We start from the raw sequence: 22,137 nt of genomic DNA, 5'->3' as shown, positions 1-22,137 counted from the left end.
GGCATTCCCTTGGGTCAATCTCTCTTGAACTGACCGGGTATTGGCGGCATTTTGAGCAAATCCGAAAAACGCAGGTTCACATATGCACACGCCAGCAATCACCGGCACCGGTGTATTCACGCCAGAGAACAACATCACCAACGCAGAACTCGTCACCGCCTTCAACGCCTATGCCGACAAGGTCAATGCCGAGCATGCCGACGCGATTGCCGCAGGTGACATGGAACCGCTGCAACATTCCTCGGAAGAATTCATCGTCAAGGCCTCGGGCATCCACAACCGCTATGTGATGGACAAGACCGGCGTACTTGACCCCGACGTGATGCACCCGTTGCTGCGTCAGCGCAGTGACGATGAACCCGGCATCATGACCGAGATGGCCGTGGATGCTTGCAAAAAGGCAATGGCGCAAGCCGGGCGCGCACCCGAGGACGTGGATCTGGTAATCTGCGCCGCCTCGAACCACGAACGTGCCTATCCGGCGATTGCGATCGAAATTCAGCAGGCGCTGGGGATCAAGGGCTTTGGCTTTGATATGAATGTTGCCTGTTCCTCGGCCACGTTTGGCATTCAGGCGGCGGCGGATATGATCCGATCGGGATCGGTGAAATCCGCGCTGGTGGTGAACCCCGAGATCTGCTCTGGCCATCTGGAGTGGCGCGACCGCGATTGCCATTTCATTTTCGGAGACGTCGCCACCGCCACCCTGATCGAACGCGTCGAGGACGCAACCGGCCCCTATTTCGAAATCCTCTCCACCCGCTGCGCCACCGAATTTTCCAACAATATCCGCAACAATAATGGTTACTTGCGCCGCTCGCGCCCTGATGGCGTGGTCGATCGGCGTGACATGCAGTTCATGCAGAACGGCCGAAAAGTCTTCAAGGAAGTGCTACCGATGGTCAGCAAGCACATCGCCGACCATATGGACTCCGAAGGGCTGAGCAGTTCGGACCTGAAACGCCTGTGGTTGCACCAGGCCAACAAGACGATGAACGATTTCATCGGCAAAAAGGTTTTGGGCCGCGAGCCAGAACCGGGCGAACAACCCAACATCCTGCAAGACTATGCCAACACGTCTTCGGCCGGGTCGATCATCGCGTTCTCCAAATACTCGGACGATTTCGCAGATGGAGAAATCGGTCTGATCTGCTCATTCGGGGCGGGGTATTCCGTGGGTTCGGTGATCGTGAAGCGATGCGGTTAAACATCATCTGTAACAGGCGACTTTCACAGCAGGGTATTCTTGCCTCCAACCCGCAGCTTGACCACTTTAGCGTTGAAAACAAACAAGAAGATGAACTGTAAAGCAGATCAAGGTTGCATTTGTGACAAGCCCTAGTTTTCGCCTTCACGACCCGCGCCCAACGCAAAAAGAAAACCCATACACGTTCCATTTACCAAGCGAAGAAGAGCTTGCTGAAGTCGGTATTGGAACAATCGTAAAGCTGATTTTCAGCGCTGTTCCTGAATCCGAACAATACGATGCGGAGAGAATGTGGATTATCGTAGAACGCCGCGACGGCTCAAATTTGCTAGGTAGGCTCGACAACACCCCAGAAGACATACCCGCATTGACACTCGGCGATCCGGTCGAGTTCAAAATCCACCACATAGTTGGAATAGATTGGGATGACCCGGAATTGCAAATGCGTTTTTCAAACGACTTCAACAAGTGGTTTGGCCGCTGTTTTGTTGATGATGCAGTTTTGGAACGGCGCGCCCGCGTGGGATATGTTTATCGTGAAGATTCCGAACATGACGAAGAAGACAAGTATCCCGATACCGGCTGGCGCATCCGCGCGGATGTAGAACAACTGTCGCAAGAAGAATACGATGACACGCCATGCAGCTATGTCGCTATTGGTGCGGTGTTAAACCGTGATGACAGTTTTGTTCATCTCCTGTCAGAACCCGTTGGAAGCCGTTTTTTGAGAACGCAGGGCGATAGCTACGAACGCTGTCAGGAAGAGGAATAGCTCAAATGCAGGCATAGCCGTTCGTAGAACGCGCCGCTCAAGTTTTTTTGCTCGAAGATATGAGAAGCGCTCAGCTCACGCTTTCCTCTTCCAGATGCAGCTTCATCTCGATCAAAACCTGCTGCAACTGGCTGGTCTCTTTCAACAAACGCTTGGCTTCGTTCACTGTGATGATGCCGTCTTCGATGGCGGCCTGGTATTCGGTCATCAGCATGGCAAAGCGCTGGCTTAGCGCGATAACGTCTGCATTCACCCCTCCGGTTCGGGGCGCGTCCGAGTTGCGACCATCATAGGACAGCGTGATGTTCTTTAGGTCCGCCAAAGCCGAGGTCACATGCGGAAAGTTGGACACGGCCTCAAGCCGGGCAACCGCGTCCACCGGCATGAACCGGTCGGCGTGCTCGGCATTGTCGGAATAATACCGGCCCAGGGTCGCCTTGGATTTCCCGGTAATCTCGCAGGCGGATTCGATGCCCACGTCTTTGACCAATGCCTCGGTATGCTTTTTCAGGTAGGCCCCGATATCTGCCATGTTTCAACCTTTGCTGCCTGGCTTCACCACCACATCTGCCAGTGTGGGGGAAACGGTGCGGAAATTTCCCATACTCGAGTCATAATTGAAATGGCATAAATTGACTATCCCTCAGAATTGAAGGGATTTTGTGAGTGAGTGGCGGCGTTTCCAGCCGGTTATGAGTATCCGCGGGGCGTTTTTCTGGTCCTGCAATGGTTAGGCCGTATGACGGCCGACGGCGTCGCTGTTGTTGAAGCGGGGGTATCCATCCCCAATGAGCTTGCGCTCGACCCTTGCAACGACAACGGCGACGACGCTTTCTTGGTTTATATTGGTCCCTTGCCCGCGCCGTTCAGGCGTTTTAGACCCGGGCGTATGGCAAAGCTATACTTCAATTATTCGACCATGAACGCGGGCAAATCGACCGTGTTACTGCAAGCCTCGCACAACTACCGTGAGCGCGGCATGGATACCTATCTGATGACGGCCCGGCTGGATGGACGTGCAGGGGTGGGCAAGATCGCCTCGCGCATCGGGATTGCGGCGGATGCCGAAACATTCGGGGCGCAGGACGATGTTTTTGCCATGATCAACGCGCGCCTGAAACAGGGCAAGGTGGCCTGCGTGTTCATTGATGAGGCGCAGTTTCTTACCGAGGATCAGGTCTGGCAACTGGCGCGTGCCGTGGATGATCTGAAAATACCGGTTCTGGCCTACGGGTTGCGCGTGGACTTTCAGGGGCGTCTGTTTCCGGGCTCTGCGGCGCTGCTGGCGCTGGCCGATGAAATGCGCGAGGTGCGCACGATCTGCGAATGCGGCCGCAAGGCTACGATGGTCATTCGGCAGGACGAGAACGGCAACACCATTACCGAAGGCGCACAGGTTCAGATCGGCGGGAACGAGACCTATGTCTCGCTCTGCCGCAAGCATTGGCGCGAGGCGATGGGCGACTAAACCGGGTTCGGCAGCGCGCGCCCCGTGACAAAGGCGGCGACATTATCCAGCGCCATATTGCCCATATCCGTGCGCACTTCCTCGGTCGCGGTACCCAGATGCGGGAACAGGGTCACGTTGTCCATGTCGATCAGGGCTTGTGGGACCTTGGGCTCGAATTCATAGACATCCAGCCCAGCCCCGGCGATCTGCCCCGCCTGAAGGGCTGCGATCAGGGCAGCTTCATCCACGACCTCTCCGCGCGCGATGTTGACCAGCAGGGCGTTGGGGTTCATCGCCTCCAGCACCTGCGCATTGATCAGATGCCGGGTTTCGGCGCCACCAGGAACCGCCAGCACAAGGAAATCGACCGAAGCCGCCAAAGCAGACAGATCGGGAATGAACTCTGCCGCAAAATCCAGATCCTTCGCGCTTCGCGATTGATAGGCCACCTGCATCGAGAACCCATAGTGGCAACGCCGCGCGATGGCCTGACCGATGCGACCCATGCCCACGATACCAACCCGTTTGCCGGTGACGTGGTGGCCCAACATCTGGGTCGGATGCCAGCCTTCCCAAGCACCGGCGCGAACCAGGCGCTCACCCTCGCCCGCGCGACGGGCCGTGGACAACAACAGCGCCATGGCGATATCGGCGGTCGCATCAGTGACTGCGCCGGGGGTGTTGGTGACGGTGATTCCGGCAGCTTGCGCGGCGCTTACGTCGATATGGTTATACCCAACGCCGAAATTGGCCAGCAGCTTGCAACGCGGGTCAGGCACTTGCGCAAAGATATCCGCCGAGAACTGATCCCCCAGCGTCGGAACGACAATGTCGAACGTGTTTAGCGCGTTGATCATTTCTTCCTCAGACATCGGCGCAGTCTCGGGCCGGAATTCAACGTCGAATTCAGCCCTTGCGCGCGCTTCGACCGCTGGCGTCATCGGCCGGGCAATAAATACCTTCATCAGTGCATCCTTCCGCCGATGGGAACGTTGCCATCCGGTCCGATCAGAACGATCTCACCGTTTTCGTCGGGCAGGCCCAGCACCAGGACTTCGGACATGAACTTGCCGATCTGGCGCGGCGGGAAATTCACCACAGCCATCACCTGCTTGCCGACCAGAGTGGCCGGGTCGTAATGCGCGGTGATCTGGGCCGAGGTCTTGCGCTCGCCGATCTCATCGCCGAAGTCGATCCACATCTTGATCGCGGGTTTGCGGGCCTCGGGATACGGCTCGGCGCGGATCACTTCACCTACGCGGATATCGACCTTGAGAAAATCGTCGAAGGTAATCTCACTCACGGGACAGCTCCTTGGATCGGTCGGTGGCGGCTTTGACGGCACGGTGCAGCAGATCGGGGAAACCCTGTTCTTCGTGCATAAGCACCTCTAGCGCGGCCTGCGTGGTGCCATTAGGCGAGGTCACGTTGACCCGCAGCTGCGCGGGGTCTTCGTCGGCGGCCATCGCTAGCGCGCCTGCCCCTGCAACAGTAGATTTGGCCAGCTTCATTGCCAGTTCATGCGGCAAGCCCTGCGCCTGCCCCGCGGCGGCCAGCGTTTCGATCAGGTGGAACACATAGGCCGGGCCCGATCCGCTGAGACCAGTCACTGCGTCCATCTGCGTCTCTTCCGCCAACCGGACAGTTTCACCAATCGCGGACAGCAGGTTTTCGGCCAGGGTCACATCGGCCTCGGAGGCCTGTGCGTTGCCGATCAAAGCCGTGATGCCCTGCCGAATGGCCGCAGGCGTATTTGGCATCGCCCGAACGATCGGCGTGCCCGCGCCCAACACGGATTCGAATGTGGAAATCGACGTCCCCGCAGCGACCGAGACGAACAGGCTTCCGCCCCCGCCCAGCGCTTTGATCGCGGGCAATGCTTCGCCCATCATCTGCGGTTTGACGGCCACAAGCACCACGGCGGGCGCTTCGGGCAATGCTGTGTTTATATTGACGCCTTGTGCTTTCAGCCAGTCCGAGGGGTACGGATCAACGACCCAGACCGAAGAGGCAGGAAGGCCGTGTTCCAGCCAGCCCGCCAGCATGGCCGATCCCATCTTACCGCATCCCAGAAGCACCAGCCCCTGATCCGCGACACGCGACATATCCATGATTGCCCCTCCCCATTATCTGGCTTGGGGCAAAGCTTTACGCGCGGCCGTAAGCCTCTGCAATGGCGACTTGCATCGCATCTTCGGGATCACGATTGCCCCATGTGACCAGTTGGATCGCCGGGTAATACCGCTCGGCACTCAGAACCGCTGCGGTGATCATCGTGTCAATCTGTTCAGGGCTGGCCGTCTGACCACCCGCCAGAACCAGACCATAGCGATAGACCATCAGCTTCTGGTTGGCCCAATAGGTAAACGCCCCGGCCCAGCACTGATCATTCATCTTGTTCAGAAGCTCATAAAGCTCGCTTTCCCGCTCGGATGGCGGGTCCATTTCGAACGAGCACACCATGCGCAGGGTTTCGTCATAGTTCGACCAGGCCAGAGTGATGGAATAGGTGCGCCACTGTCCTTCGACAGCCATGGCGATCTGATCGTCGCCGATACGATCAAAATCCCAGTCGTGATGTTCGGCCAGGTGTTCAACAATATCAATCGGATGAAGGTCTTCTTCGAGAAACTGCTCGGATAGGGCCATAATGCCACCTCACTTATCTCTAGCAATTTGGGGCTGGCAGCGCCCCAGCGCTAGTTGCCTGCTCTACAAGCCGGGCTTCCCCCATGTGCCTGTACTAAATATGGTGCGCCGCGCGCACCCGTCTGGCAACCCTATTTCTTGGGGATAACAGCAATAAGTTGTGGACGAATGGCCACGGCGATCAAAATATTGGCGCCGGGTACAGCTTTGTCTTGATTAAATTCCGCAAGGCGGCATGATGCACAACACCGCACAACCCGACTAAGGATTGCGCGGTGCTTTTCCTGTTTTCGATGAATTTGCAGCGGACGTTACTTGTCCAGCTTTGCCTCAAGCGCGGCGATACGCTGTTCCAGGGCTGCGTTTTCCTCGCGCGCCTTTTGCGCCATGGCGCGGACGGCATCGAATTCTTCGCGGGTGACAAAATCGCGGTCGGCCAGCCAGCGATCGATCATCGACTTCATCGCGTTCTCGGCCTCTTCCCGTGCACCTTGCGCCACGCCCATGGCGTTGGTCATCAGTTGGGATACATCGTCGAGGATCTTGTTGCGGGTCTGCATAGTTTTTCTCCGAAATCGCGGTTGTTCTCTATATGGGTAAACTTTGCGTCAGGCTCAAGGTTGACTTGCCCTGCAAAGCACGGGCAATGAGACGCACATGCAGGCTGTTCTGAATTTCCCCGATCTGTCGCCCGAACTGTTCTCGATCTCACTCTTCGGGATGGAGTTCGCGCTGCGTTGGTACGCGCTGGCCTATATCGCGGGCATCCTGATCGCGTGGAGGCTGGGGGCAGCGGCGCTGAAACGCCCCGCACTTTGGGCAGATAACACGCCGCCAATGAAACCCCAGCAGCTTGAGGATCTGATCACCTGGATCATCCTTGGGGTGATTCTGGGTGGTCGACTTGGGTTCGTGCTATTTTACCAGCCCGCCTATTACCTTGCGAACCCGGAGGACATTTTGAAAGTCTGGCAAGGCGGCATGGCCTTTCACGGCGGTCTGCTGGGCGTGATTGTCGCCTCTTACATCTATGCCCGCCGTCACCAGATAACGGTTCTGCCGCTGGCTGATCTCATTGCCCACACTGTTCCGCCCGGGCTGCTGCTGGGACGATTGGCCAACTTCATCAACGCCGAGCTTTGGGGCCGCCCCAGCGAGGTGCCATGGGCGATAATCTTCCCCGGCCCTGCCGCGCAAGACTGCCCTGGCGTGCTGGTGGGAATGTGCGCACGCCACCCCTCGCAGCTTTACGAGGCCGCGCTGGAGGGGTTGCTGCTGGGGGCCATGCTGCTGTGGCTGGTCTACCGCAAGGGCGCGCTGCGCAAACCCGGACTGGTTATGGGCGTGTTTCTGGCCGGGTATGGCGCGTCTCGCTTTATCGTTGAGTTCTTTCGGCAGCCGGACGCACAGTTTGTCTCGGTCGGGAACCCTCTGGGTCTTGCGTGGCATATTGGCGGGTATGGCCTGACCATGGGGCAGCTCTTGTCGCTGCCCATGATTGCGCTTGGCCTGTGGTTCGCCCTGCGGGCGCGACACGCGCGATGAGCCTAACCGACCATCTGCTGGAGCGCATCGCGCAGGACGGTCCGATGACCGTGGCCGACTACATGACCGAATGCCTGCTGCACCCGACCTATGGCTATTATACCACCCGCGATCCTTTCGGCGCGCAGGGCGATTTCGTGACCGCGCCCGAGATCAGTCAGATGTTCGGTGAGTTAATCGGCCTAAGTCTGGCGCAAAGCTGGATGGATCAGGGCCACCCCGATCACTTCGTTCTGGCCGAGCTTGGGCCGGGGCGCGGAACACTGATGGTGGACATCCTCCGGGCCACACGCGGGGTCCGTGGCTTCCATGACGCGGCTGAGATCGTGCTGTTCGAAGCCTCACCGACCCTGCGCGACATTCAGGCAGAAACGTTAAACGAATTTGCACCGCGCTGGGTCACAACGGTTGCCGACCTGCCCGACGCGCCCTTGTTTCTGGTCGCCAACGAGTTCTTTGACGCCCTGCCCATCCGCCAGTTCCTGCGCGATGGCCCTGCGTGGCGCGAGCGCCTGATCGGGGCCGAGGGCGAATCGCTGACCTTCGGGTTGGGGACCCAGGCGGATCAGGTTGCGCTGACGGACCGATTGCAAGACACGAAAGATGGCGATCTGGTTGAGCTTTGCGCGGCGGCAATCCCCATCCTGACCGTCATCGCGGGTCGAATCGCAAGCCACGGCGGTGCCGGTCTGATCGTGGATTATGGCGACTGGCATTCACTGGGCGACACGTTTCAGGCCCTGCGCGGGCATGAGCGTGTGGATCCGCTAGATACACCCGGTCAGGCCGATCTGACCGCCCATGTAGATTTCGAACCGCTCGCATTGGCAGCGCGTGCCGCGGGTTGCGCCCATTCCCGTCTGACCCCTCAGGGCGTGTTTCTGGAACGGCTGGGCATTACCGCCCGTGCGCAAGCTTTGGCCAAACCGCTCGGCGGGGCGAAGCTTGAAATGCTGGTGGCTGCACATCGCAGGTTGACGCATCCCGATGAAATGGGAAACCTGTTCAAATTACTGGGTCTCTACCCCTCCTACGCGGCACCTCCACCGGGATTGGAACCATGACACTGGAAATACTGACCTCGGACATGTTGTCAGGCGTGCGCCACGGTTTCTTCAGCCGCCGGGGTGGTGCCTCCTCGGGGATTTTTACCGGACTTAATTGCGGCTACGGGTCCTCGGATCAAACCGAGGTCGTGTCGATCAACCGGGGCCGCGTGGCCGACGCGATGGAGGTCGACCCCGACGCGCTGGTCGGCGTGCATCAGGTGCATTCGCCGACCGTGGTGACCGTTGATGGCCCGCAAACCGGCGACCGGCCAAAAGCGGATGCGATTGTGACGGCGACACCGGGTCTGGCGCTTTCGATTCTGACCGCAGACTGTCAGCCGGTTCTGTTTGCGGATGCTCAAGCCAATGTGATCGGTGCCGCCCATGCCGGGTGGCGCGGGGCCTTGGACGGTGTGCTTGAGGCAACACTGGACGCGATGGAGGCGCTTGGCGCGGACCGCGCGAATACAGTCGCTGTCATCGGGCCGACGATCTCGCAGCGGGCCTATGAGGTCGGTCCGGATTTTCTGGACAGTTTTGTCGCCGAATCACCCGATAACCTGCGTTTCTTTGCCAATGGAGAAGGCGACCGACTGCAATTCGACCTGCCCGCTTTTGGCCTGCACCGTCTGCGACAGGCGGGAATCGGCCAAGCGGAATGGACGCGCCATTGCACCTATTCGGACCCGGACCGGTTTTATTCCTACCGCCGGGCCACCCACGCCAAAGAAGCAGATTATGGCCGCCTGATTTCTGCAATCAAATTATTAACCTAGACCGAATTGTGGCGATATCGCCACCTTTTCGCCACATTCTTTGTGTCTACCTGAGTCGGAAGAAACCAAGTTTTATTGTCCGGTCTCAGGTGCTTATCTGCCGATGCTCCAGCAGTGCAGGACAGCATAAAGAAAGAGGAGCTGCCATCCTTCATTTTGTCCTGAATTGATCCCGGATCAGCCTTATCGCTGCCGCAATATGGCGTCAGATTAGGTCCAAAGGGAATTGAGGCCACGACCTCGACAAGAGCAGGACTACAGGAATGAAGGGAAAATCTCGCTTTCTAAGCGCCGTCATCGCGGCGAGCAGAGAGAAAGGTCTGGACATGCCGTGGAAGGGCGTTTCCAGCCACTCGATCAGGGTTGCCCGCCGCTTGGCGGCACGGCGTTGATCGCGATGTTCAGGGTACCAAGCTGCCGGTTCCCTGGGCCAAGACCGGCGTCAGAGGGGTGCTCCGGCCTGACGCGTACCCTGCCGCAGGTATTTTACGCGGCGCGGGTGAGGGGCATGTGTGCGCAGGCAATTTCCGCCCGCGTTGTTGTGAGTTTGTCTGGGGGGTCAAGATGTTGACCAAAGGGATACGCGATACTGCTGCGATGCGACGTCAGTGCGACGATCGCCCCAAGGTCGCCCTTTCATTCAAAACAAAGAAGAAAACTGGTCAGACGGGCATGGACGGAGGGGTCAACCTGTCTGAGCGGACTTTAGAAGGGACGGAATAACAATGCCTATTCCACATTCGCTCTCGCGGGCGGCCAGAAATGCGGTTGATACGTCAGCGATGCTGCGCGACGCGTCACGTGCACCGAACAAACCCAAGGCGCAGCTGCGGCGCTATGAGGTCAGTGCGCTTCTGCCCAATGGTGACATTGCGCAAACCCGCCATATCGCACCAGCCCTGCCGATGTTCGAGGATGCCTTTTGCGCCTTTACCCGCGGATCACTGGTCGACACTGAAACCGGGCCGGTCGCCATCGAAGACCTACTGCCCGGAGACACTGTTTTGACACAGGATGGCACCTCACAAATCGTGTTGTGGAAAGGCTCGGTCACGCTGGTACCGGGGCGCGAAGATTCGCGTGGCCGCACCCGTCCGCTGACCCGCATCATGGCCGACACATTCGGCATGCAAAAACCTCTTTCAGGCGTGATCGCGGGGCCATCAGCCCGGATCGTGGGCACTCCGGCGCATCTTCGGCATCTACACGGGAATGAGACGATCCTTACCCCGGTTCACGAATTCCAGGACGGAATGAACGTGATCGAGACATTGCCGCCGACGCCAGTTGAACTGTTTCACATCTGCCTGAAACGTCACGCGGTTATCAAAGTCGATGGGTTGCAGTTTGAAACCTATCATCCCGGCGTGAACGCGGTGCGCATGATCAGCCACTCCTTGCGGTCGATCTTTCTGAACCTGTTCGCGCATGCCGACTCGCTGAACGATTTCGGACCGCTGCTGATGCCGCGCGCTGGCGATGGTGAGGTCGACGCGATCACAGCTTGAAAATTACCAGATACTGCAAAGTGGGGGCTTTATGCAGATTCTATTAGGTTGGGTATTGTTTTTGTACGTGACGGCCATCTTACCAAGGTGTTGTGCCGCACATAAACGGACGCGCTTTACGCCGTCCGGTTCATTCGTTCTTCCAGCACGTCAAAAGGCACGCCGGGCTCGTCCTTAGCGCCACGAATGACCAGTGATGTTTTAACACTGGCCACGTTCGGCGTCGTCAGCAGCTCTCCGGTCAGGAACTGTTGAAAACTGCTGAGGTCGGGGGCGACGCATTTCAGGATGAAATCCACCTCACCGTTCAGCATGTGACACTCCCGGACCAAGGGCCATTCGCGGCAGCGTTCCTCAAAGGCGGTCAGTTCCGTTTCGGCCTGACTTTCCAGACCGACGCTGGCAAAGACCTGAACCTCGAACCCCAATTCGCGCGCGTTTACCTCGGCATGGTACCCGCGAATAAAACCCGATTCCTCAAGCGTGCGAACCCGACGCAGGCAAGGAGGGGCTGATATCCCGACACGTTTCGCCAATTCGACATTGGTCATGCGACCGTCTGCCTGCAATTCCGCCAAAATCTTGCGGTCAATCTCATCCAGCCGGGTCGTGACCATAAAATGCTCCTGAATTTTTTTCAGTTGTTATATCAGCACCCACTTGATGCGCAATAATATTTCGCCTCTGCGCAACATTCTTTGTTTCATTGCCATTCCATAGCCGCAAGGCCGATACCCATCAGGAAGGGGCTTTAAGCGCCGCCACTGGGTCGCTATATCCAATCGCCAAGGGGCCAAGCGCCCAAGTCAGGCATATCGAGTTGGGGGTACCATGGCCGAAACGAAACACACCAAGGTTCTGATCATCGGGTCGGGACCTGCCGGATACACGGCGGGCGTCTATGCCAGCCGCGCGATGCTGAACCCGATTCTGGTTCAGGGCATCGAGCCCGGCGGTCAGCTGACCACCACGACCGAAGTCGAAAACTACCCCGGCTTTACCGAGGTGCAGGGCCCCGATCTGATGATCAAGATGCAGGAACATGCTGCAGCTATGGGGTGTGAGATCATCGGCGACATCATCAGCGATCTGGATGTCAGCAAACGCCCCTTCACCGCCACGGGCGACAGCGGCACGACCTATACGGCCGACGCCGTTATTCTGGCGACCGGCGCGCGCGCCAAATGGCTGGGCCTGCCGTCCGAGGACAAGTTCAAGGGCTTTGGCGTCTCGGCCTGCGCCACCTGCGACGGGTTCTTCTATCGCGGGCAAGAGATCGTGGTCATCGGCGGTGGCAACACCGCCGTGGAAGAGGCGCTGTTTCTGACCAACTTCGCCAGCAAGGTCACTCTGATCCACCGCCGCGACGAGTTGCGAGCCGAGAAAATCCTGCAGGACCGTCTGTTCAAAAACGAAAAGATCGAACCGCTTTGGTTTCATGAACTGGACGAGGTCGTCGGCACTGATGCCCCGCTGGGCGTCGAAGGTGTACGTGTCAAGAACGTCAAAACCGGCGAGATCACCGAGATCCCGTGTAAAGGTGTCTTTGTCGCCATCGGTCATGCCCCAGCCAATGAGCTGGTCAAGGACACGCTGGAAACCCATATGGGCGGCTATGTCGTAACCAAGCCGGGCTCGACCGAAACCTCGATCCCCGGTGTTTTCGCCGCCGGGGACCTGACCGACCACATCTATCGTCAGGCTGTCACCAGCGCCGGTATGGGCTGTATGGCCGCGCTGGACGCCGAACGCTTCCTGGCAGAGCAGGAGTAACACGGTGTTGGAATTCTCCGGCCCGGTCTGGAGAATTCTGTTTTTGTCCCAATGCGACGCCCCTCTGGCCCCTGCAAAGGCGCCCGAGGGGCGTTTTCATTTTGCAGGGCAGGCAGCGCTTTACGCGTCACTCAGCGCCGATGGGGCTGCGGTCGCGATCCGGCGCTATGTCGGCAAGGATGATCCCCCGCGCGTTTTGCAACAGGCCCGGATCACCAAAGCACGGCTTGTCGACCTGCGCGGACAACGCACAGCCTCGGTCTTGTGGCAGGAGATGGACCGTCCCTCGCCCACCTGGCAGTTCTCGGAAGCGGCCCGTGCGCAAGGGGCGGACGGGCTGATCTACAGCTCTCGGTCCCGGCCAGACCTCAGCCATCTCGTGCTGTTCAAAATTTCGGCTGACGTGATCCATGTCGATGCGCCTGCGACCGCTTGGGTTCCGCCTTATTCTTGACCCGTCGCCTCCCCCGTACCAGACTCGGCTTCAGACAAAGCGCGTGCAGGTGATTTGATTGAGTAGCGTTCTATGGCAAGGCGGGTGGGCAACCCGGCTGAGGATCGGCAGCGGCCTGGTCCTGTTTGCCTTCGCCTTTTTTCACTTCATCAACATCGGGTTGGGGTTGTTTCATACCGATTACCTGCACGGGATGCAGGATGGCCGCCACGCGGTGACGCGCCATGACATCGGCAGTGCGTTTCTGTATTTGGCGTTGTTTGTGCACACAGGCTTGGCGCTGTATTCGATCAGCCAGCGCAGGACGCTCAGAATGCCGGTCAGCACGGCGCTGCAGGTGGTTCTGGGCCTGCTGATCCCGCTGCAGCTGATCACTCATATCGTCTATACGCGCTACGCGCACGAGGTCTATGACGTCAATGACGAGATGGGCTATATCATCATCCTGATGTGGAACAGCAGCGCGATCTGGCTGCAAAGCGCATTGCTGCTGATTGTCTGGATTCACAGCTGCATTGGCCTTCACATGTGGCTGCGCCTGACCGATTGGTGGTCAAAAACTGCGCCCTACCTGATCGGGTTGGCGGTGTTTGTCCCGTCGTTCGCGCTGGCCGGATTGCTGACCGAGGGACGGCGCCTCTGGTTGGATTTCGCCGATCCGTTTCTGCGTGACCAGTATATCGACCACTATAACTGGCCGTCTCAACAGGATTTTCAGGCACTGTTCAGCATCAAGAGCAATGCTGTCACGGCTTTCTGGATCGCGCTGGGGGCCTCATTAACTGTTTTCGCAGTGCGCAAATTGCTGCGGCGCAGGCACTCGGTCCGGGTGAAATACGTGGAAGGCCCCGAAGTCGTCGCCGAAAAAGGCATGACATTGCTGGAGATTTCGCAAGCCAATGGCATCCCGCACACTGCATTGTGCGGGGGTAAAGGACGCTGCACAACCTGTCGGGTGATTGTCGAGGATGGGGCAGACGCCCTCCCCTCGCCTAGCGAGGTCGAGGCGCGCAGCCTTGCAGCCGTGGGTGCTCCAAGAAAAGCGCGCCTGGCCTGTCAGATTCGACCAACAGAACCGTTGACCGCGTTTCGCATGTTCCGCCCCGACGGCGGTCGGCAACGCGCACATTCCAGCCAGGGACAAGAGCGAAAACTGGCCGTTCTTTTTCTGGACATGCGTGGTTTTACCTCTCGGACGACGGGTCAGTTGCCCTATGACATCGTATTCCTGCTGAACCGGTTCTTTGACGCCATCGTGCCCGCCATCACCGCCGAGCGCGGGGTGGTCGATAAATACATGGGGGATGGTCTGCTGGCGGTGTTTGAAACACCCGATACAGAAAGTTCGGCCCGCGCAGGGTTGCAGGCAGCCATAAATGTCAGTCGCGCCCTCGTTCAATTCAATCAGCGGCTAGAAGCGGAAGGCAGCCCACTTATCCGCATCGGAATGGGTCTGCATCTGGGAGATCTGGTTTTGGGTGAAATTGGCGCAGCAGGCACCGCAACGCGCACGATCATCGGCGATGCTGTTAACGTTGCCAGCAGGCTAGAAGGGCAAACCAAGGACCTTGGGGTCGAGCTGCTGGTGTCGTCCGAATTGCTTCAGGCCGCCGGATTCGGCGGAGATCAAAGCGGCTTGAAGTCGTTTGATTTGCGCGGGGTCACGCGACCGATTCCCGCCTTGCCTGTGACCAGCGCTACCGATCTTGCAGCCACCGCCGCAGAATAGAACATACGTACTGAATTCACCTGCGAACCGTAAATCGTCGGGAATTTCGTCCTCAAAACTTCTACCGGTCAAAAAATCCTTCCAAACGCAGTAAAAACTGCGCATATCGTCCTTAATTACCTGAATGTATATGGACTTCGCACCACAGTCGGGGCAAACGCCCCGCAAAGACACTGAACCACCGGTAAAAAAAACCGAACTTCGACAAGAGTATTCCCATGACGATGTTGAGCAATCTGGCTCCGATCCCTGAACTTTATGTTTCCTACGAGTCGGCGCAGAAACTGAAAGTAGAAGCTGCCGACCTGACCAGCTGGGACCTGAGCCCGCGCCAGATCTGCGACCTGGAACTGCTGATGAACGGCGGGTTCAACCCGCTCAAAGGTTTCCTGTCCGAGGCCGATTACGACAATGTGGTCGAGAATATGCGTCTGGCTGATGGCACGCTGTGGCCGATGCCGATCACTCTGGATGTCAGCGAAGACTTTGCCGAAAGCATCGAACTGGGTCAGGACATCGCCCTGCGCGACCAGGAAGGTGTCATTCTGGGCACCATGACTGTGACCGACCGCTGGACCCCGGACAAAGCGCGCGAGGCCGGAAAGGTGTTCGGCGCGGATGACGATGCGCACCCTGCGGTGAACTATCTGCACAATGTGGCGGGCAAGGTCTATCTGGGCGGCCCTGTCACCGGCATCCAGCAGCCTGTCCACTATGATTTCCGCGCCCGGCGTGACACTCCGAACGAGTTGCGCGCGTTCTTCCGCAAGCTGGGCTGGCGTCGCATCGTTGCATTCCAAACCCGCAACCCGCTGCACCGCGCCCACCAGGAACTGACCTTCCGCGCCGCCAAAGAGGCGCAGGCCAACCTGCTGATCCACCCGGTTGTCGGCATGACCAAGCCCGGCGACGTCGACCACTTTACCCGCGTGCGCTGCTATGAGGCGGTTCTGGACAAGTATCCAGCCTCGACCACCTCAATGAGCCTGTTGAACCTGGCGATGCGTATGGCTGGCCCGCGCGAAGCGGTCTGGCATGGCCTGATCCGTGCCAACCACGGCTGTACCCACTTCATCGTGGGTCGCGACCATGCGGGCCCCGGCAAGAACTCGGCCGGAGAAGATTTCTATGGCCCCTATGACGCGCAAGACCTGTTCCGCCAGCATCAGGATGAAATCGGCGTTGAGATGGTTGATTTCAAACACATGGTCTATGTGCAGGAACGCGCCCAATACGAACCGAATGACGAGATTCTGGACAAGGATGACGTCACCATCCTGAACATCTCGGGTACCGAGCTGCGCCGCCGTCTGGCGGAAGGTTTGGAAATCCCCGAATGGTTCAGCTTCCCCGAGGTTGTGGCCGAGCTGCGCAAAACCAAACCGCCGCGCAGCCAGCAAGGTTTTACCGTGTTCTTCACCGGCTTCTCGGGCTCGGGCAAATCCACCATCGCCAACGCGCTTATGGTCAAGCTGATGGAGATGGGCGGCCGTCCTGTGACCCTTCTGGACGGTGACATCGTGCGCAAAAACCTGTCGTCGGAACTGGGCTTCTCGAAGGAACACCGCGACCTGAACATCCGTCGTATCGGGTACGTTGCTTCCGAGATCACCAAGAACGGTGGCATCGCCATCTGTGCGCCCATTGCGCCCTATGCCACCACCCGCCGCGCCGTGCGCGAAGAGGTCGAGCAATTCGGTGCCTTCTGCGAGGTCCACGTCGCCACCAGTATCGAGGAATGCGAGCGCCGCGACCGCAAGGGCCTGTATAAGCTCGCGCGCGAAGGCAAGATCAAGGAATTCACCGGTATCTCGGACCCTTATGATGTGCCGCAGAACCCTGAACTGAGCGTCGAGACCGAGAACGTCGATGTCGACAACTGCGCCCATCAGGTGCTGCTAAAACTGGAGAGCATGGGCCTGATCGCCGCGTCCTAAGCTGCATCCAAACAGTCAAAGGCCCTCGCACCGCGGGGGCCTTTTTTCATGTTCGAAGCGCGGCGCGGATGGCCGCAACGGCGCGGGATTCGAAATCTCCGAACTCGGTCGCTTTAGGCTGGATCGCCTGAAGATGTGGCAGGCGCGCAGCGTAGTCCTCGGGCGAGGCGTCTTGAATGGCACGGTGAATATCGGCCTCGGATTCGCACAGGATCATGCCCGATGTGTCGAAGAAATCCTCGATATTCGGGCAGCCCCAATAGATCGGAACGGTGGCGCAGAGGATTGCATCGGTCAGTTTTTCCGAGAAATAATTCCGCTCCCGCACATTCTCGATCACCACGGAATAGCGATAAGGCGCCAACCCGTCGGATTTCTGGTCAAACGGCATATAACCACGGCCCATGATATCGACATCCGCGCCCGTTTCGCGCACCCAGTCGATCACCGCATGGCGCAGCTGGTGACCTTCCAGATCGCGCTTGGCCGAGGCGATCAGCGAACAGGATTTGGTCTTTTCGACGGACAACGCCTGCCACTCCGGCACCATGGTGACGCCATAGGGCAGAAAAACCGCGTTCGGGATGCCTTGCAGCAGGACGTCATGGAAGGTCAGCACGCGAAAGAACCGCCGCCATGTCCAGCGCAGCATCCGGTCGTGTTTTGCGTGGATGGCCGAGGGTTCCCCCATCATCAGCGAAATCTGCGCGCGGGTACCCCGGCGCAACCGCAGATGCACGGTAGAATTGGGATACATGATCAGGTGATCGGTAGATTCAAGATCTCTGACGGTTTTACCGATCAGGCGATCCGGGCAACCCTCGGGCCAGATCAGATCGCTGAGGGGAACCGCGGCCAGTTTCGGCCCCAACCGGTGCCCATAGGGCAGAATGGCAATCGCGGGCTCGGACATCAGACCCCCTCGGGCAGGTCGACCTGCCCACGCATCAGCACATGGCCGCGTCCGGCGACCTTGATACCGGTCATTGCCTCTGGTGGGCCAACGCGCGTGACGGTGGCCTGACCCGGACGGCCCATATCATGGCCCTGTTCGGCGATGAAGCTGTCCTTGTCCATCAGCCGGTATTTCCACAGATAAGCCGCCATCGCACCGGTGGCAGAACCTGTGAACGGATCCTCGGGTGGGCTGGGTGGGGCCAGCAGCAAGCGCGAGAACGTGTCACCCGCCCCGGTCGCGCCTTGCAGCGTCACAAGAAATGGCTCGGCCATGTCCGATCCGGAAAAGCCTGCTTTGGCCGCAACCTCTCGCAATGGACCTTCCACCAGTTTTGCGGCGCGCAACGCCGCGTGATCGCGCAGAACCGTGATGCAGAACGGCAGACCGGTAGACACGAATTGCGGCGGGGAAATGATGGCATCGGTCGGCAGGCCGATCGTTTCGGCCACCAGTTCAACTGGGACCTGCGCGCCGAATTGGGGCGCGATCTGCGTCATCTCGATCTCATCACCATTCAGGCGGATATCGACGATCCCGGCACCGGTCTCAAGCGTCAGGGCATCGCCCTGAAACAGACCACGCGACCGCATGGCCGCGACGGTGGCAATGGTGGGATGTCCGGCAAAGGGAATTTCACGGCTGGCCAGGAAATACCGAACCCGGATGTCGGCCACGTCAGAGGGGCCGGTAAAGGTGCATTCGACCAAAGACGTCTCTTGCACATAGGCCATGCAGGTTGCGTCCGACAGATGGGCTGCGTTATGCACCACAGCACATCCATTGCCGCCAAACGCCCGGTCGGTAAAAGCATCCACCCAGTCAAAATCGAACCAGCTCATTCCCGCGCATCCCATGCCATTGCACGGCATATCTGGCCCGGCGAGCGGCGGATGTCACGAGGAAAACGCCTCAGGGGCCGTGTCAGTGCACGGCCACCGGCGAAAAGTCATGCTCGCGCGCGAGGTTGAACGCCAGCTTGCGGTCGGCGACCAGAGCCAGGCGTTGGCCATCGGAATCATGTACCGCATAGAGCGTATCCAGATCACCCGCCTGTTCACGCACCTCGCGCGGCAGGTCGGTAATCTCGACCTTCTTCACATAGACGATACGGTCGCCATTAGCGTCTATTTGTACCGGTGTATTCATTGCTCTTACCCCTTTCTTATGTTGATCGTTTGCACCACGGTTTCCGGCACGGCGCGGGTCAGATCCACATGCAGCAGACCGTTTTCCATGATCGCCTCGCCCACCTCGACTCCGTCGGCCAGCACGAACATTCGCTGGAACTGACGTGCCGCGATGCCGCGATGCAGGAAGATGCGCCCCTCGCTGTCGTCGCGTTGACGGCCCCGGATCACCAGTTGGCGATCCTCGATGGTGATCGACAGATCTTGCTCGGCAAATCCGGCTACGGCCAGCGTGATGCGGTAGGAATAATCCGAGGTTTGTTCGATATTGTAGGGCGGATACCCCTCATTTCCGGCCTTTGCAGACCGTTCCAGAAGGCGTTCCAGTTGCTCGAACCCCAAAAGATGCGGGTATGAGCCCAAGGTAAGTTTAGACACGTATTTCGTCCTTTATTGCCAAAGCGACGTGTTGTGCGGCCCCGTTCCGGCAACAGCGTACAATAGAATATGGGAATGTACCTGGATGTCCACAAGGTCTGGCAGGATAAACCCTGACACACTATCTTGTGCGACAAGCACCACAATAGTCACTGAGTCGCTCATGAACGCGCCCACCGATCTTTCGATGAAAACCGATGACGTTTTGCGGGTCGAGCTGGAGGTTTTTCGCCGCCAGCACCGCGATCTGGACGAAGCGATCGAGGCGCTGCAATCCACCGGAACGGCCGATCAACTGACCGTCAAGCGCTTGAAAAAGCAGAAACTGCGGCTCAAGGACATTATTCGTCTGATCGAAGACCGTCTGACCCCTGACATCATCGCCTGACGCATTGCCACGAATGCGGATTTGGCTATAGTGCGCGCTCTTTCATCAGGCAGGGGCGTAAAGCGGATGAGCGATGTGAAAGTGGGGATCATCATGGGCAGCCAATCGGACTGGCCCACGATGAAAGAGGCCGCCGATATTCTGGACGAGTTGGGCATTGCCTATGAAAAGCGTATCGTGTCCGCCCACCGTACCCCTGACCGTCTATGGGACTATGGCAAGACCGCAGTGTCGCGTGGCCTGCATGTGATCATCGCAGGAGCCGGAGGGGCGGCGCACCTACCGGGTATGATGGCCTCAAAAACCCGCGTGCCAGTGATTGGCGTGCCGGTACAGACGCGCGCCTTGTCGGGTGTCGATTCCCTCTATTCCATCGTTCAGATGCCCAAGGGGTTTCCTGTGGCGACCATGGCGATTGGCGCCGCCGGTGGGGCCAATGCAGGCCTGATGGCAGCTGGCATTCTGGCTTTGCAGGATGACGCTCTGGCGCAGCGGCTGGATGCGTGGCGCGCAGCTCTGTCGGCCTCGATCCCGGAAGAGCCACAAGGATGAGCCGTGTCGGGTTCATCGGCACCGGCCACATCGCAGCGCCAATTGCCCGGCTGCTGGCCCGTAAAGGGCATGAGATTTATGTGACCGAGCGTAACGCCACCGTGTCGGCAGCACTGAAGGTCGACATCAACGCAACGGTCGGCGATCCGCAATCGGTGATCGACCAGTCCGAGATCGTGTTCCTGTGTCTGCGTCCGCATGTTGCAACGGATGTGCTGGCCCCCCTGTCCTTTCGGGCCGACCATCGGATCGTTTCGGTGATGGCGGCAGTGTCCGAGGCGGATCTCAGGTCGCTCTGCGCCCCTGCGGGGGATTTCGTGCAGACGATCCCTCTGGGCTTTTTGGAACAGGGCGGTTGCCCCTTGGCGGCTTATGGGAACGATGATCTGTTGGCGGGTCTGATGGGCCCTGAAAACCCGGTTGTGAAAGTAGCCAATGAGGCCTCGCTTAATGCTCATTTTGCTATCTGCGCGATGGTTCCGGGTGTTCTGGATCTGCTGACCACCGGCTTGGATTGGCTAACCGAACAGACCGGCGATGCGGATGGTGCGGAATTCTACACGACCCAATTGATGGCTGGTTTCCTGGCCAGCATGGAAAAGGGTCAGGCTGGTCGGCTTGCCGCCGAACGCGATGCGCTGGCAACCGACGGAACACTGAGCTTGCAAATGACGCGAACCCTGCAAGCGGGCAAGGCCCATGCGGCCCTGCGCGACGCCCTGACTGCAATCGGCAAACGGCTGGAGACCTGAAGAATGACGGACATGCTTGCACCCGGAGCCACGATTGGCATGCTTGGCGGTGGACAACTGGGCCGGATGCTGTCCGTTGCCGCAGCGCGACTGGGCTTTGTGACGCATATATTCGAGCCTGGCGCGAACCCGCCCGCTGGTCAGGTCGCAGACCGCGTGACCACAGCCGCCTATGACGATGCCGACGCCCTGCGCGCCTTTGCCGAGTCGGTCGATATTATCACCTATGAGTTCGAGAACATCCCGACCGAGGCTCTGGACCTGCTGGAGGCACACCGGCCCATTCGCCCGGGCCGCGAGGCGTTGCGAGTCAGTCAGGATCGGCTGACCGAGAAGAACTTTCTGCAAGGGCTGGGCCTACAAACTGCGCCTTTTGCCGATATCACCGGTCTGGGCAGCCTGAAATCCGCGATTGAGGAAATCGGCACGCCCGCGATCCTGAAAACCCGCCGCTTTGGTTATGATGGCAAGGGGCAAGCCCGGTTGCGCGCGCCCGAAGATGCCGAGGCTGCTCTGGCCGATATGGCGGGTGCACCAGCGATCCTTGAAGGGTTTGTAGAGTTTAGCCACGAAGTCTCGATCATCGCCGCACGCGGGCTGGATGGTCAGGTCGCCTGTTTCGATCCCGGCGAGAATGTCCACCGCGATGGTATCTTGCATACTACGACTGTCCCGGCCCGACTGCCTCCGGCGCAGCGCACCGATGCGGTGCTGTTGGCAGCCAATATCCTGAACGCGCTGGATTATGTGGGCGTCATGGGGGTCGAGCTGTTCGTGACCGCGCGCGGATTGATCGTGAATGAGATTGCGCCGCGGGTGCATAACTCGGGCCACTGGACGCAGAACGGTTGTGCTGTGGATCAGTTCGAACAGCATATCCGCGCGGTCGCCGGGTGGCCCTTGGGCGACGGTCAGCGCCATAGTGATGTGGTGATGGAGAACCTGATCGGCGATGACATGGATCGGGTGCTTGATTTGGCGAGAGAGCGCGATGTAGCCTTGCATCTTTACGGTAAGGCCGAGGTCAAGGCAGGCCGCAAGATGGGGCATTTCAACCGCATTTCGCGCTAGGA

General features: G+C 58.9%; 27 protein-coding genes. 16 read left to right on the top strand and 11 right to left on the bottom strand.

Annotated features, from left to right (window positions below):
• Positions 1-82: 82 nt before the first annotated feature.
• Together ACR3E7_RS01285 and ACR3E7_RS01280 are read left to right on the top strand one after the other, a co-directional pair.
• Positions 83-1,207, top strand: a complete 1,125-nt coding sequence (locus tag ACR3E7_RS01285; protein WP_480503284.1) for a beta-ketoacyl-ACP synthase III — start codon at positions 83-85, stop codon at positions 1,205-1,207.
• 121 nt (positions 1,208-1,328) lie between these two features.
• Complete coding sequence (locus ACR3E7_RS01280) at positions 1,329-1,979, top strand: immunity protein Imm33 domain-containing protein (protein ID WP_480503285.1); 651 nt, start codon at positions 1,329-1,331, stop codon at positions 1,977-1,979.
• Between the two features lie 70 nt (positions 1,980-2,049).
• Here the strand turns inward: ACR3E7_RS01280 and ACR3E7_RS01275 are convergent, their stop codons facing one another.
• Positions 2,050-2,511, bottom strand: coding sequence for a hypothetical protein (locus ACR3E7_RS01275; protein ID WP_170769047.1), 462 nt, complete (start codon positions 2,509-2,511; stop codon positions 2,050-2,052).
• A 357-nt stretch (positions 2,512-2,868) separates the two neighbouring features.
• Between ACR3E7_RS01275 and ACR3E7_RS01270 the strand changes: the two genes are divergently transcribed.
• Positions 2,869-3,447, top strand: coding sequence for a thymidine kinase (locus ACR3E7_RS01270; RefSeq protein ID WP_170783844.1), 579 nt, complete (start codon positions 2,869-2,871; stop codon positions 3,445-3,447).
• Here the strand turns inward: ACR3E7_RS01270 and ACR3E7_RS01265 are convergent.
• The 5 genes from ACR3E7_RS01265 to ACR3E7_RS01245 form a co-directional block, all read right to left on the bottom strand.
• Positions 3,444-4,394, bottom strand: coding sequence for a 2-hydroxyacid dehydrogenase (locus ACR3E7_RS01265; protein ID WP_480503286.1), 951 nt, complete (start codon positions 4,392-4,394; stop codon positions 3,444-3,446). The two genes, ACR3E7_RS01270 and ACR3E7_RS01265, sit on opposite strands and share 4 nt — an antisense overlap.
• On the bottom strand, positions 4,394-4,732 hold the full coding sequence (locus ACR3E7_RS01260; protein WP_170769045.1) for a tRNA-binding protein: 339 nt from the start codon (positions 4,730-4,732) through the stop codon (positions 4,394-4,396). Before ACR3E7_RS01260 ends, ACR3E7_RS01265 begins: the two co-directional genes overlap by 1 nt.
• Entirely contained in the window at positions 4,725-5,540 is an 816-nt protein-coding gene (proC, locus tag ACR3E7_RS01255; RefSeq protein ID WP_170788184.1) for a pyrroline-5-carboxylate reductase, read from the bottom strand. The genes ACR3E7_RS01260 and proC overlap by 8 nt, the downstream gene beginning before the upstream one ends.
• Positions 5,541-5,577: 37 nt before the next feature.
• Positions 5,578-6,078: a type III secretion system chaperone family protein gene (locus ACR3E7_RS01250; protein WP_170352361.1), complete on the bottom strand. Its 501-nt coding sequence runs from the start codon at positions 6,076-6,078 to the stop codon at positions 5,578-5,580.
• A gap of 311 nt (positions 6,079-6,389) precedes the next feature.
• On the bottom strand, positions 6,390-6,638 hold the full coding sequence (locus ACR3E7_RS01245) for an accessory factor UbiK family protein (RefSeq protein ID WP_170352360.1): 249 nt from the start codon (positions 6,636-6,638) through the stop codon (positions 6,390-6,392).
• Between the two features lie 97 nt (positions 6,639-6,735).
• Here ACR3E7_RS01245 and lgt point away from each other — a divergent pair, with 97 nt between their 5' ends.
• The 5 genes from lgt to ACR3E7_RS01220 all read left to right on the top strand — a co-directional run bounded on the left by lgt (position 6,736) and on the right by ACR3E7_RS01220 (position 10,956).
• A complete protein-coding gene (gene lgt / locus ACR3E7_RS01240; protein ID WP_480503287.1) occupies positions 6,736-7,623 on the top strand; it encodes a prolipoprotein diacylglyceryl transferase in 888 nt (295 codons plus the stop codon).
• A complete protein-coding gene (locus ACR3E7_RS01235; RefSeq protein WP_480503288.1) occupies positions 7,620-8,687 on the top strand; it encodes a class I SAM-dependent methyltransferase in 1,068 nt (355 codons plus the stop codon). Before lgt ends, ACR3E7_RS01235 begins: the two co-directional genes overlap by 4 nt.
• Complete coding sequence (pgeF, locus tag ACR3E7_RS01230) at positions 8,684-9,448, top strand: peptidoglycan editing factor PgeF (RefSeq protein WP_480503289.1); 765 nt, start codon at positions 8,684-8,686, stop codon at positions 9,446-9,448. Before ACR3E7_RS01235 ends, pgeF begins: the two co-directional genes overlap by 4 nt.
• Before the next feature lie 263 nt (positions 9,449-9,711).
• Positions 9,712-9,840, top strand: coding sequence for a hypothetical protein (locus ACR3E7_RS01225; RefSeq protein WP_269149749.1), 129 nt, complete (start codon positions 9,712-9,714; stop codon positions 9,838-9,840).
• 333 nt (positions 9,841-10,173) lie between these two features.
• Positions 10,174-10,956 (top strand): Hint domain-containing protein, encoded by a 783-nt coding sequence (locus tag ACR3E7_RS01220; protein ID WP_170783829.1) that lies wholly within the window; start codon positions 10,174-10,176, stop codon positions 10,954-10,956.
• A gap of 116 nt (positions 10,957-11,072) precedes the next feature.
• Here the strand turns inward: ACR3E7_RS01220 and ACR3E7_RS01215 are convergent, their stop codons facing one another.
• Positions 11,073-11,573, bottom strand: coding sequence for an Lrp/AsnC family transcriptional regulator (locus tag ACR3E7_RS01215; protein ID WP_170783827.1), 501 nt, complete (start codon positions 11,571-11,573; stop codon positions 11,073-11,075).
• Positions 11,574-11,787: 214 nt separating this feature from the next.
• Between ACR3E7_RS01215 and trxB the strand changes: the two genes are divergently transcribed.
• The 4 genes from trxB to ACR3E7_RS01195 all read left to right on the top strand — a co-directional run bounded on the left by trxB (position 11,788) and on the right by ACR3E7_RS01195 (position 16,849).
• On the top strand, positions 11,788-12,729 hold the full coding sequence (trxB, locus tag ACR3E7_RS01210; protein WP_170769038.1) for a thioredoxin-disulfide reductase: 942 nt from the start codon (positions 11,788-11,790) through the stop codon (positions 12,727-12,729).
• 4 nt (positions 12,730-12,733) lie between these two features.
• On the top strand, positions 12,734-13,183 hold the full coding sequence (locus ACR3E7_RS01205; RefSeq protein ID WP_480503290.1) for an RES family NAD+ phosphorylase: 450 nt from the start codon (positions 12,734-12,736) through the stop codon (positions 13,181-13,183).
• Positions 13,184-13,241: 58 nt separating this feature from the next.
• Positions 13,242-14,912, top strand: coding sequence for an adenylate/guanylate cyclase domain-containing protein (locus tag ACR3E7_RS01200; protein WP_480503291.1), 1,671 nt, complete (start codon positions 13,242-13,244; stop codon positions 14,910-14,912).
• A 218-nt stretch (positions 14,913-15,130) separates the two neighbouring features.
• The gene (locus tag ACR3E7_RS01195; protein ID WP_170788177.1) at positions 15,131-16,849 is read left to right on the top strand and encodes a bifunctional sulfate adenylyltransferase/adenylylsulfate kinase; all 1,719 of its coding nucleotides are present in this window, start codon (positions 15,131-15,133) and stop codon (positions 16,847-16,849) included.
• 46 nt (positions 16,850-16,895) lie between these two features.
• On the opposite strand, the gene ACR3E7_RS01190 is transcribed toward ACR3E7_RS01195, so the two are convergent.
• The 4 genes from ACR3E7_RS01190 to ACR3E7_RS01175 all read right to left on the bottom strand — a co-directional run bounded on the left by ACR3E7_RS01190 (position 16,896) and on the right by ACR3E7_RS01175 (position 19,372).
• Entirely contained in the window at positions 16,896-17,762 is an 867-nt protein-coding gene (locus ACR3E7_RS01190; protein ID WP_480503292.1) for a glycosyltransferase family 10 fucosyltransferase, read from the bottom strand.
• Positions 17,762-18,646, bottom strand: a complete 885-nt coding sequence (locus ACR3E7_RS01185; protein WP_480503293.1) for a PhzF family phenazine biosynthesis protein — start codon at positions 18,644-18,646, stop codon at positions 17,762-17,764. Before ACR3E7_RS01185 ends, ACR3E7_RS01190 begins: the two co-directional genes overlap by 1 nt.
• 82 nt (positions 18,647-18,728) lie before the next feature.
• Positions 18,729-18,953: a DUF1150 family protein gene (locus tag ACR3E7_RS01180; protein WP_170769032.1), complete on the bottom strand. Its 225-nt coding sequence runs from the start codon at positions 18,951-18,953 to the stop codon at positions 18,729-18,731.
• A 5-nt stretch (positions 18,954-18,958) separates the two neighbouring features.
• Positions 18,959-19,372, bottom strand: coding sequence for an Hsp20 family protein (locus ACR3E7_RS01175; protein ID WP_170769031.1), 414 nt, complete (start codon positions 19,370-19,372; stop codon positions 18,959-18,961).
• 163 nt (positions 19,373-19,535) lie between these two features.
• On the opposite strand from ACR3E7_RS01175, the gene ACR3E7_RS01170 reads away from it, so the two are divergent.
• The 4 genes from ACR3E7_RS01170 to ACR3E7_RS01155 all read left to right on the top strand — a co-directional run bounded on the left by ACR3E7_RS01170 (position 19,536) and on the right by ACR3E7_RS01155 (position 22,135).
• Positions 19,536-19,760 (top strand): YdcH family protein, encoded by a 225-nt coding sequence (locus ACR3E7_RS01170; protein ID WP_170736696.1) that lies wholly within the window; start codon positions 19,536-19,538, stop codon positions 19,758-19,760.
• A 66-nt stretch (positions 19,761-19,826) separates the two neighbouring features.
• Positions 19,827-20,312 (top strand): 5-(carboxyamino)imidazole ribonucleotide mutase, encoded by a 486-nt coding sequence (gene purE / locus ACR3E7_RS01165; protein ID WP_480503294.1) that lies wholly within the window; start codon positions 19,827-19,829, stop codon positions 20,310-20,312.
• Positions 20,309-21,064 (top strand): NAD(P)-binding domain-containing protein, encoded by a 756-nt coding sequence (locus tag ACR3E7_RS01160; protein ID WP_480503295.1) that lies wholly within the window; start codon positions 20,309-20,311, stop codon positions 21,062-21,064. The genes purE and ACR3E7_RS01160 overlap by 4 nt, the downstream gene beginning before the upstream one ends.
• A 3-nt stretch (positions 21,065-21,067) precedes the next feature.
• A complete protein-coding gene (locus ACR3E7_RS01155) occupies positions 21,068-22,135 on the top strand; it encodes a 5-(carboxyamino)imidazole ribonucleotide synthase (protein ID WP_480503296.1) in 1,068 nt (355 codons plus the stop codon).
• The last annotated feature ends 2 nt before the right edge of the window (positions 22,136-22,137 follow it).

It is taken from the genome of Ruegeria sp. BK1 (genome assembly GCF_056535645.1).
Note: the sequence above shows the minus strand (reverse complement) of the source record. Positions and strands in the feature narration are given on the sequence as shown.

Bases quoted from the DNA above. Each gene is read 5' to 3' on its own strand.
- ACR3E7_RS01285 (WP_480503284.1), top strand. From the start codon at position 83: ATGCACACGCCAGCAATCACCGGCACCGGTGTATTCACGCCAGAGAAC.
- ACR3E7_RS01275 (WP_170769047.1), bottom strand. From the start codon at position 2,511: ATGGCAGATATCGGGGCCTACCTGAAAAAGCATACCGAGGCATTGGTC.
- ACR3E7_RS01270 (WP_170783844.1), top strand. From the start codon at position 2,869: ATGGCAAAGCTATACTTCAATTATTCGACCATGAACGCGGGCAAATCG.
- ACR3E7_RS01265 (WP_480503286.1), bottom strand. From the start codon at position 4,394: ATGAAGGTATTTATTGCCCGGCCGATGACGCCAGCGGTCGAAGCGCGC.
- proC (WP_170788184.1), bottom strand. From the start codon at position 5,540: ATGGATATGTCGCGTGTCGCGGATCAGGGGCTGGTGCTTCTGGGATGC.
- ACR3E7_RS01250 (WP_170352361.1), bottom strand. From the start codon at position 6,078: ATGGCCCTATCCGAGCAGTTTCTCGAAGAAGACCTTCATCCGATTGAT.
- ACR3E7_RS01245 (WP_170352360.1), bottom strand. From the start codon at position 6,638: ATGCAGACCCGCAACAAGATCCTCGACGATGTATCCCAACTGATGACC.
- lgt (WP_480503287.1), top strand. From the start codon at position 6,736: ATGCAGGCTGTTCTGAATTTCCCCGATCTGTCGCCCGAACTGTTCTCG.
- ACR3E7_RS01235 (WP_480503288.1), top strand. From the start codon at position 7,620: ATGAGCCTAACCGACCATCTGCTGGAGCGCATCGCGCAGGACGGTCCG.
- pgeF (WP_480503289.1), top strand. From the start codon at position 8,684: ATGACACTGGAAATACTGACCTCGGACATGTTGTCAGGCGTGCGCCAC.
- ACR3E7_RS01225 (WP_269149749.1), top strand. From the start codon at position 9,712: ATGAAGGGAAAATCTCGCTTTCTAAGCGCCGTCATCGCGGCGAGCAGA.
- ACR3E7_RS01220 (WP_170783829.1), top strand. From the start codon at position 10,174: ATGCCTATTCCACATTCGCTCTCGCGGGCGGCCAGAAATGCGGTTGAT.
- ACR3E7_RS01215 (WP_170783827.1), bottom strand. From the start codon at position 11,573: ATGGTCACGACCCGGCTGGATGAGATTGACCGCAAGATTTTGGCGGAA.
- trxB (WP_170769038.1), top strand. From the start codon at position 11,788: ATGGCCGAAACGAAACACACCAAGGTTCTGATCATCGGGTCGGGACCT.
- ACR3E7_RS01195 (WP_170788177.1), top strand. From the start codon at position 15,131: ATGACGATGTTGAGCAATCTGGCTCCGATCCCTGAACTTTATGTTTCC.
- ACR3E7_RS01190 (WP_480503292.1), bottom strand. From the start codon at position 17,762: ATGTCCGAGCCCGCGATTGCCATTCTGCCCTATGGGCACCGGTTGGGG.
- ACR3E7_RS01185 (WP_480503293.1), bottom strand. From the start codon at position 18,646: ATGAGCTGGTTCGATTTTGACTGGGTGGATGCTTTTACCGACCGGGCG.
- ACR3E7_RS01180 (WP_170769032.1), bottom strand. From the start codon at position 18,953: ATGAATACACCGGTACAAATAGACGCTAATGGCGACCGTATCGTCTAT.
- ACR3E7_RS01170 (WP_170736696.1), top strand. From the start codon at position 19,536: ATGAACGCGCCCACCGATCTTTCGATGAAAACCGATGACGTTTTGCGG.
- purE (WP_480503294.1), top strand. From the start codon at position 19,827: ATGAGCGATGTGAAAGTGGGGATCATCATGGGCAGCCAATCGGACTGG.
- ACR3E7_RS01160 (WP_480503295.1), top strand. From the start codon at position 20,309: ATGAGCCGTGTCGGGTTCATCGGCACCGGCCACATCGCAGCGCCAATT.
- ACR3E7_RS01155 (WP_480503296.1), top strand. From the start codon at position 21,068: ATGACGGACATGCTTGCACCCGGAGCCACGATTGGCATGCTTGGCGGT.